At 59.0% G+C, this 8,701-nt stretch carries 5 protein-coding genes and 2 pseudogenes; all 7 read right to left on the bottom strand.

Features of this window, described 5'->3' with window-relative positions:
- Positions 1 to 46: 46 nt before the first annotated feature.
- On the bottom strand, positions 47 to 2,152 hold the full coding sequence (pnp, locus tag HT737_RS19860; protein WP_007961443.1) for a polyribonucleotide nucleotidyltransferase: 2,106 nt from the start codon (positions 2,150 to 2,152) through the stop codon (positions 47 to 49).
- Positions 2,153 to 2,345: 193 nt separating this feature from the next.
- Positions 2,346 to 2,615 carry a 30S ribosomal protein S15 gene (rpsO, locus tag HT737_RS19855; protein WP_003221553.1) on the bottom strand — a complete coding sequence of 90 codons (270 nt, stop codon included), beginning with the start codon at positions 2,613 to 2,615 and terminating at the stop codon, positions 2,346 to 2,348.
- A gap of 141 nt (positions 2,616 to 2,756) precedes the next feature.
- Positions 2,757 to 3,674 (bottom strand): tRNA pseudouridine(55) synthase TruB, encoded by a 918-nt coding sequence (gene truB, locus HT737_RS19850; protein ID WP_024011571.1) that lies wholly within the window; start codon positions 3,672 to 3,674, stop codon positions 2,757 to 2,759.
- 4 nt (positions 3,675 to 3,678) lie between these two features.
- The gene (gene rbfA / locus HT737_RS19845; RefSeq protein ID WP_007961438.1) at positions 3,679 to 4,077 is read right to left on the bottom strand and encodes a 30S ribosome-binding factor RbfA; all 399 of its coding nucleotides are present in this window, start codon (positions 4,075 to 4,077) and stop codon (positions 3,679 to 3,681) included.
- A gap of 160 nt (positions 4,078 to 4,237) precedes the next feature.
- Positions 4,238 to 6,762: pseudogene (infB, locus tag HT737_RS19840) on the bottom strand (translation initiation factor IF-2).
- Positions 6,763 to 6,789: 27 nt separating this feature from the next.
- Positions 6,790 to 8,270 (bottom strand): annotated as a pseudogene (nusA, locus tag HT737_RS19835) (transcription termination factor NusA).
- A gap of 47 nt (positions 8,271 to 8,317) precedes the next feature.
- A partial coding sequence (rimP, locus tag HT737_RS19830) for a ribosome maturation factor RimP (RefSeq protein ID WP_182403819.1) occupies positions 8,318 to 8,701 on the bottom strand: 384 nt, incomplete at its 5' end.

Raw genomic sequence — 8,701 nt, 5'->3', positions numbered from 1 at the left:
CGTTTTCACGGCGGGGCATTTTCATTGCGCTGAAGCTGGGGGCTGATTAAACGCCCGAAGCCTTGGCCGCTGCCACGTCTTTGATGGACAGCTTGATACGGCCGCGGTTGTCCACGTCCAGTACCAGCACTTCCACTTCCTGGCCTTCTTTCAGGATGTCGGTGACTTTCTCTACGCGAGCGTCGCTCAGCATCGAGATGTGCACCAGACCGTCCTTGCCCGGCAGGATGTTGACGAATGCGCCGAAGTCGACGATGCGCTCAACCTTGCCGACGTAGATCTTGCCGATCTCGGCTTCTGCAGTGATGCTCAGAACGCGCTGACGAGCAGCTTCTGCGGCATCCTTGGTTTCGCCGAAGATCTTGATCGAACCGTCGTCTTCGATGTCGATCGAAGCCTTGGTTTCTTCGCAGATCGCACGGATGGTCGCGCCACCTTTACCGATAACGTCACGGATCTTGTCGGTATCGATCTTCATCGCGATCATGGTCGGCGCGTTGGCAGACAGCTCGGTACGCGACTGACCGATGATCTGGTTCATCTGGCCGAGGATGTTCAGGCGCGCTTCCAGGGCCTGGCCCAGAGCGATTTCCATGATCTCTTCGGTGATGCCCTTGATCTTGATGTCCATCTGCAGCGCAGTAACGCCTTTGGCGGTACCGGCTACTTTGAAGTCCATGTCGCCCAGGTGGTCTTCGTCACCCAGGATGTCGGTCAGGACGGCGAACTTCTCGCCTTCTTTGACCAGACCCATGGCGATACCGGCAACCGGTGCCTTCATTGGCACACCAGCGTCCATCAGGGCCAGGGAAGCGCCGCAAACGGAAGCCATCGAGCTGGAACCGTTGGATTCGGTGATTTCCGACACGACACGGATGGTGTACGGGAACACGTCAGCGGCCGGCAGCATGGCCGAAACCGAACGACGGGCCAGACGGCCGTGACCGATTTCACGACGACCGGCGCCACCCATGCGACCACACTCGCCCACCGAGAACGGAGGGAAGTTGTAGTGCAGCATGAACGGGTCTTTTTTCTCGCCTTCCAGGGTGTCCAGCAGCTGTGCGTCACGGGCAGTACCCAGTGTCGCGACTACCAGAGCCTGGGTTTCACCACGGGTGAACAGCGCCGAACCGTGAGTCTTCGGCAGCACGCCGACTTCGATGTTCAGCGGACGTACGGTGCGGGTGTCGCGGCCGTCGATACGTGGCTTGCCGTTAACGATGTTTTCGCGAACGGTGCGGTATTCGATCTCGCCGAAAGCGGCTTTGACGTCGGCAGCCGAAGGCTGGCCTTCTTCACCGGACAGCTTGGCCACAACCTGGTCTTTCAGCTCGCCCAGACGTGCGTAGCGGTCAGCCTTGACGGTGATGGTGTAAGCCTGGGAGATCGCTTCGCCGAACTCGGCACGGATCGCGCCCAGCAGTTCGGTGGCTTCTGGAGCCGGAGCCCAGGTCCAGGTTGGCTTGGCGGCTTCAGCGGCCAGTTCCTTGACGGCGTTGATCACCACCTGGAACTCGTCGTGAGCAAACAGTACTGCGCCCAGCATTTGGTCTTCGGTCAGCTCTTTGGCTTCCGATTCAACCATCAGTACGGCGTCGGAAGTACCGGCAACGACCATGTCCAGGCTCGAAGCAGCTTGCTGCTCGTAGGTCGGGTTCAGCAGGTAGCCGGTGCTTTCGTGGAAAGCGACGCGAGCGGCGCCGATCGGGCCGTCAAACGGAATGCCCGAGATGGCCAGGGCAGCCGAGGTACCGATCATCGCAGCGATGTCCGGATCGGTCTTCTTGCTGGTGGAAACGACGGTGCAGACAACCTGCACTTCGTTCATGAAGCCTTCCGGGAACAGCGGACGGATCGGACGGTCGATCAGTCGGGAAGTCAGGGTTTCTTTCTCGGAAGGACGGCCTTCACGCTTGAAGAAACCGCCAGGGATCTTACCGGCAGCGTAAGTCTTTTCCTGGTAGTGAACGGACAGAGGGAAGAAACCCTTGCCTGGATCGGCTTGCTTGGCACCGACTACGGTCACCAATACGCTGACGTCGTCGTCAACGGTGACCAATACTGCGCCGGAGGCCTGACGGGCGATACGGCCGGTCTCGAGGGTAACGGTCGACTGACCGAACTGGAATTTTTTGATTACCGGGTTCACGGTGTCCTACCTTCTTTGTGGCTCTTGGGGGAACTGGTTTCTTGCGAAATTCTTGGGCAATGTCGGGAATCGGCCCGCTGACTGTCCGGGTAAAACGGTAGTGCAGATAAAACTTGAGGCTGGGAGCCTGCCAGCCACCAGCGGAAAACCGCTGATGCCTGACAGACAACCAACCTCATAGCGCAATCGCTGATTAGCGACGCAGACCCAGGCGGCCGATCAGAGCGCTGTAACGGCTCAGATCCTTGCCTTTCAGGTAGTCCAGCAGCTTGCGACGCTGGTTTACCATGCGGATCAGACCACGACGGGAGTGGTGGTCTTTACCGTTGGCCTTGAAGTGACCTTGCAGTTTGTTGATGTTGGCGGTCAGCAGTGCAACTTGCACTTCTGGCGAACCAGTATCACCAACAGCTTGCTGGTAGTCGGCAACGATTTGAGCTTTTTCTTGAACGTCGAGAGCCATGAGGCAATCCTTTTATCAGGAAACTGTTTCAAAAACAGTTTCAACAGGCCAGGGACAAATCCCTGTATCTATAAATGAGTAGTGACCGTGCCTGTTGACAGCCACACTCGCCGGCCTGCTATTACACAGACCGGTTTCCGGTCATTCTGACCGAATCAGTCGACGCGGCGCGATGCGCCCGTCTTCGCTCACTTCACCGATACCGATGAAGCGACCATTGTGATCCTGTACCCGTACCATGCCGAACTTCGGAGCATCCGGGGCACGTACCGGCTGGCCGTTGAGCCAGTAGAACGCACTCGCTTCGGAGAAGTGCAGCAGCGGCCAATCCTGCAGGCCGCTGTCCGATGGCATCAGGAAGCGGTCGACCGCTTCGTTGCCGCCTTCGGCATGTACCGCTTCCAGCTCTTCGAGGGTCACGGTCTGCGCCAGGGTGAAAGGTCCGGCCTGGGTACGACGCAGTTCCGCGACGTACGCACCACAACCGAGCTGCTCACCGATATCCTCCACCAGGGTGCGAATATAGGTGCCCTTGCTGCAATCCACCGCAAGACGCGCAGTATCGCCTTCGAAGGCCAGCAATTCCAAGCGCGCAATAGTAACAGAACGCGGTTCGCGCTCCACTACTTCGCCTGCACGAGCCAGCTTGTACAACGGCTGACCATCACGCTTGAGTGCCGAGTACATCGGCGGTATCTGACTGATTTGCCCGCGAAATTTCGGCAGAACCGCTTCGACATCGGCGCGACCAACGGTCACCGGGCGCTCCTGCAAAACCTCACCCTCGGCGTCCGCCGTGGTGGTGGTCTTGCCCAGTTGCGCGAGGGTTTCATAACCCTTGTCGGAATCGAGCAGGTATTGCGAGAACTTGGTTGCTTCGCCAAAGCACAGCGGCAATACACCGGTGGCCAACGGATCGAGGCTGCCGGTGTGACCGGCCTTCTCGGCGTTGAGCAACCAGCGAACCTTCTGCAACGCGGCGTTGGAGGTGAACCCCAGCGGCTTGTCGAGCAGGATGATACCGCTGACGTTACGACGGATACGTTTGACCTGAGCCACCGAATTACTCCTTGGTGTCTTCAGGTGCAGCGGCCACGTGCTGATTGTCCTCAGCCACGGCGCGCTCGATCAGGGCCGACAGGTGCGCGCCACGCACGACGCTTTCGTCGTAGTGGAAATGCAATTGCGGCACGCTGCGCAGCTTCATTTCACGGGCCAGCTGCATGCGCAGGAAACCTGCGGCAGCGTTGAGCACCTTGATGCTTTGCGCGATGTCTTCGGCGTTGTCCTGCCCCATCACGGTGATGAAGATCTTCGCGTGACCGACGTCACGGCTGACTTCCACAGCGGTAATGGTGACCAGGCCGACGCGCGGGTCTTTGACTTCACGACGGATCAGCTGGGCCAGCTCACGCTGCATCTGATCGCCGATACGTTGGGTACGGCTGTATTCTTTTGCCATGATTTTGTTACCTGTTACTGCCCCACGGTGAAACCCGCAAGGTCTGAAAGCGGCAAACGCCCGGCCTGACAAAAGCCAGACCGGGCGTTGCGTTTAGAGTCCTGACGCCGTGGCGCGCATCTGCATGCGGCGGCTCGGCGTGGCCCTTGAAGTGCGCGAGTCAGAGGCTGCGAGCAACCTGAACCTTCTCGAAGACTTCGATCTTGTCACCGACTTTGACGTCGTTGTAGCTCTTCACGCCGATACCGCATTCCATGCCGGCACGTACTTCGGAAGCGTCATCCTTGAAGCGGCGCAGGGATTCCAGCTCGCCTTCGAAGATAACGATGTCTTCACGCAGTACACGGATCGGACGGTTACGGTGCACAACACCCTCGATCACCATGCAACCGGCGATCGCGCCAAACTTCGGCGAACGGAACACGTCGCGCACTTCGGCCACACCCAGGATGTTCTCGCGAACATCGCTGCCGAGCATGCCGGTCAGGGCTTTCTTGACGTCTTCGATGATGTCGTAGATCACGTTGTAGTAACGCATGTCCAGACCTTCCTGCTCGACGATCTTCCGTGCGCCAGCATCGGCACGCACGTTGAAGCCGAACAGTACAGCGTTGGAAGCCAGTGCCAGGTTGGCGTCGGACTCGGTGATACCACCGACACCGCCACCGACCACGCGCACTTGCACTTCGTCGTTGCCCAGGCCGTTCAGAGCACCCTGCAAAGCTTCCAGCGAACCACGGACGTCGGATTTGAGGACGATGTTGAGCGTCTTCTTCTCTTCCTGGCCCATGTTTTCGAAGATGTTTTCCAGCTTGCCGGCGTGAGCGCGAGCCAGTTTGACTTCGCGGAACTTGCCTTGACGGAACAGAGCCACTTCACGGGCTTTCTTCTCGTCGGCAACCACGCTCATCTCGTCGCCAGCGTCCGGTGTACCGTCAAGACCCAGGATCTCGACCGGAATGGCCGGACCGGCTTCCTTGATCGGCTTGCCGTTCTCGTCGAGCATGGCGCGCACGCGGCCATAGTTCGAGCCGACCAGCACCATGTCGCCTTGACGCAGCGTACCGTCCTGAACCAGCACGGTGGCCACCGGGCCACGGCCCTTGTCCAGACGCGATTCAACGACAACACCACGGCCAGGAGCCGATGGAGTGGCGGTCAGCTCGAGCACTTCGGCCTGCAGCAGAACGGCTTCGAGCAGTTCGTCAACGCCGGTACCCATTTTCGCCGAAACCGGTACGAATGGCGTGTCGCCGCCCCAGTCTTCGGAAGTCACGCCGTGAACCGACAGTTCGCTACGGATGCGATCGAGGTCGGCACCCGGCTTGTCGATCTTGTTCACCGCGACCACCAGAGGAACGCCAGCCGCCTGAGCATGCTGAACAGCCTCGATGGTTTGCGGCATCACGCCGTCGTCCGCCGCAACCACCAGGATCACGATGTCGGTCGCCTTGGCACCACGGGCACGCATGGCGGTAAACGCAGCGTGACCCGGGGTGTCGAGGAACGTCACCATGCCACGGTCGGTTTCAACGTGGTAGGCGCCGATGTGCTGGGTAATGCCGCCGGCTTCGCCTGCAGCTACCTTGGCACGACGGATGTAGTCGAGCAGGGACGTCTTACCGTGGTCAACGTGGCCCATTACGGTCACGACTGGCGCACGGGAAACTGCCTCGCCTTCAAACTTCAGGGACTCGGCCAGGGAATCTTCCAGGGCGGTATCGCTGACCAGGGTCACTTTGTGGCCCAGCTCTTCAGCTACCAGTTGAGCAGTTTCCTGATCGAGTACCTGGTTGATGGTCGCTGGAGTGCCCAGTTTGAACATGAACTTGATGATTTCAGCAGCCTTGACCGACATCTGCTGGGCAAGATCGCCAACAGTGATGGTCTCGCCGATCTTCACTTCACGCACGACAGGACCGGTAGGGTTCTGGAAACCGTGAGCGTTGCGCTTCTTCAGCTTGGCCTTGCCGCGACCACCACGACGGAAGCCGTCGCTTTCTTCGTCGGTTGTGCGTGGCGCCACACGTGGCGCCGGCGCTTTTTTCTTTGACCGATGCGCGATGCGGAGCGTTTTTTGCGCTCGCCGTCGCCGCCGCCGCCACGACGATTGTTATCGTCGGCACGTGGTTTGTCCGGACGGCGCTGTTCGTCACGCTTGCGCGTGTCGGCAGCTGGCGCAGCAGCGACAACCGGTGCGGCTTCGCGCACAGGTTCAGCGACTGGCGCAGGTGCTGCAACAGCTTCGGCAGGAGCGCTCGGCGCAGCAGCAGGCTGGCGACGCGCTTCTTCTTCAGCGCGCTGTTTGGCTTCTTCTTCAGCCTTCTGACGGGCAGCATTTTCTACTGCGCGACGCTCTTCCAGTTCACGCTGGCGCTCGGCTTCGATTTCTTCCGGGCTACGCTGTACGAAAACCTTCTTCTTGCGAACTTCTACGCTGATGCTCTTGCTACCAGCCACACGCAGGGTGCTGGTGGTTTTACGCTGCAGCGTGATTTTGCGTGGTTCTTCCACTTTCGCCTTGTGGCTGCTTTTCAAGTGAGTCAGCAGGGATTGCTTCTCACTGTCAGTCACATGTTCTTCGGCGGCGGTGTGCGGCAGACCTGCCTCACGCATCTGCTGCAACAGGCGCTCTACCGGTGTTTTGACCTCATCGGCCAGTTGTTTCACCGTGACTTGCGTCATGCACTTCTCTCCTCAGGCCGCGCCTAATTACTCGAACCAGTGGGCTCGGGCGGCCATGATCAACTTGCCGGCACGATCATCGTCAATGCCGTCGATGTCGAGCAGGTCGTCAATAGACTGCTCGGCCAGGTCTTCGCGGGTAATTACGCCGCGCACCGCCAGTTCCATCGCCAAATCCTTGTCCATACCCTCAAGCGAGAGCAGGTCTTCGGCCGGATGGGCGTCTGCCAGCTTTTCCTCAGTAGCGATGGCTTTGGTCAACAAACGATCCTTGGCACGAGCGCGAAGCTCGTTGACGATGTCTTCGTCAAAGCCGTCGATGTTGAGCATTTCTTCCAACGGTACGTAGGCAATCTCTTCCAGGCTGGTGAAGCCTTCATCTACCAGCACCTGAGCCAGCTCTTCATCGACTTCCAGCTCGTCGATGAAGTTGCGCAGGATGTCGCCGGTTTCTGCTTGTTGCTTAGCCTGGATGTCCGATTCGGTCATCACGTTCAGGGTCCAGCCTGTCAACTGGCTCGCCAGACGCACGTTCTGACCACCACGACCGATGGCCTGAGCCAGATTGTCTGCGCCAACGGCGATGTCCATGGCATGGGCATCTTCGTCAACGATAATGGCCGCCACTTCTGCCGGCGACATGGCATTGATCACGAACTGCGCCGGGTTATCGTCCCACAGGACGATGTCGACACGCTCGCCACCCAACTCGCCCGACACGGCCTGGACGCGCGAACCGCGCATACCGATGCACGCGCCCTGCGGGTCGATGCGTTTGTCCTTGGAACGGACAGCGATCTTGGCACGCGAACCCGGATCACGGGACGCCGCCATGACCTCGATCAGGCCTTCAGCAATTTCCGGCACTTCGATGCGGAACAACTCGATCAGCATTTCCGGCGCGGTACGCGACAGGATCAACTGCGGGCCGCGGTTCTCGGTGCGGATTTCCTTGAGCAGTGCACGCAGGCGCACACCGACACGGAAGGTTTCGCGAGAATGATGTCTTCACGGGCCAGCAACGCTTCGGCGTTGTTGCCCAGATCGACGATCACGTTGTCGCGGGTGACTTTCTTCACGGTGCCGGAGATGATTTCTCCCAGGCGCTCGCGATAGGCGTCGACCACTTGAGCGCGCTCGGCTTCACGGACTTTCTGCACGATGACCTGTTTGGCGGTCTGTGCAGCAATGCGGCCGAACTCGATGGATTCGATCTTTTCTTCGACGACGTCGCCGACCTTGGCGCCCGGATGCGTTTCGGCAACCTTGCTTGGCCAGGTTTCGATCGCAGGATCGTCGAGATCATTCTCTTCGACGACCGTCCAGCGACGGAAAGTCTCGTAGGAACCGGTGTGGCGGTTAATTTCCACACGCAGGTCAACTTCGTCTTCAAAACGCTTTTTGGTAGCAGTGGCCAGAGCCAGCTCCAGCGCTTCAAAAATCACGCTTGCCGGTACACCCTTTTCATTGGATACCGACTCAACAACCAGCAGTACTTCTTTGCTCATCGTACGCCTCGCCTTTCGCAAGCCATTGGATCCGCGGGATCCGCGTCTCAGTCAAAACTGGGAATAATGTTGGCCTTGTCGATCATATCGATCGGCAACAGGAACTCATGGTCTTCTACCTGCACCACGACGTCCTGTTCTTCTACACCGCGCAGAAGGCCCTGAAAGTTGCGTCGACCTTCAAAAGGCGAGCGCAGCTTGATCTTCACTTGTTCACCGGCAAATTTTGCAAACTGCTCAAGAGTGAACAGTGGGCGTTCCATGCCAGGCGAGGAAACTTCGAGGGTGTACTCAACGGAGATCGGATCTTCAACATCCAGGACACCGCTGATCTGACGGCTGACAATGGCGCAATCGTCCACCAGCACGCCACCCTCTTTATCGATATAAACACGCAACATCGAGTGACGACCCTGAGCCGAAAACTCGAW

Origin of the sequence: Pseudomonas sp. MD195_PC81_125, assembly GCF_014060985.1 — a bacterium.
Lineage (GTDB): Bacteria > Pseudomonadota > Gammaproteobacteria > Pseudomonadales > Pseudomonadaceae > Aquipseudomonas > Aquipseudomonas parakoreensis.
This window is presented reverse-complemented; position numbering and strand designations above follow the sequence as displayed.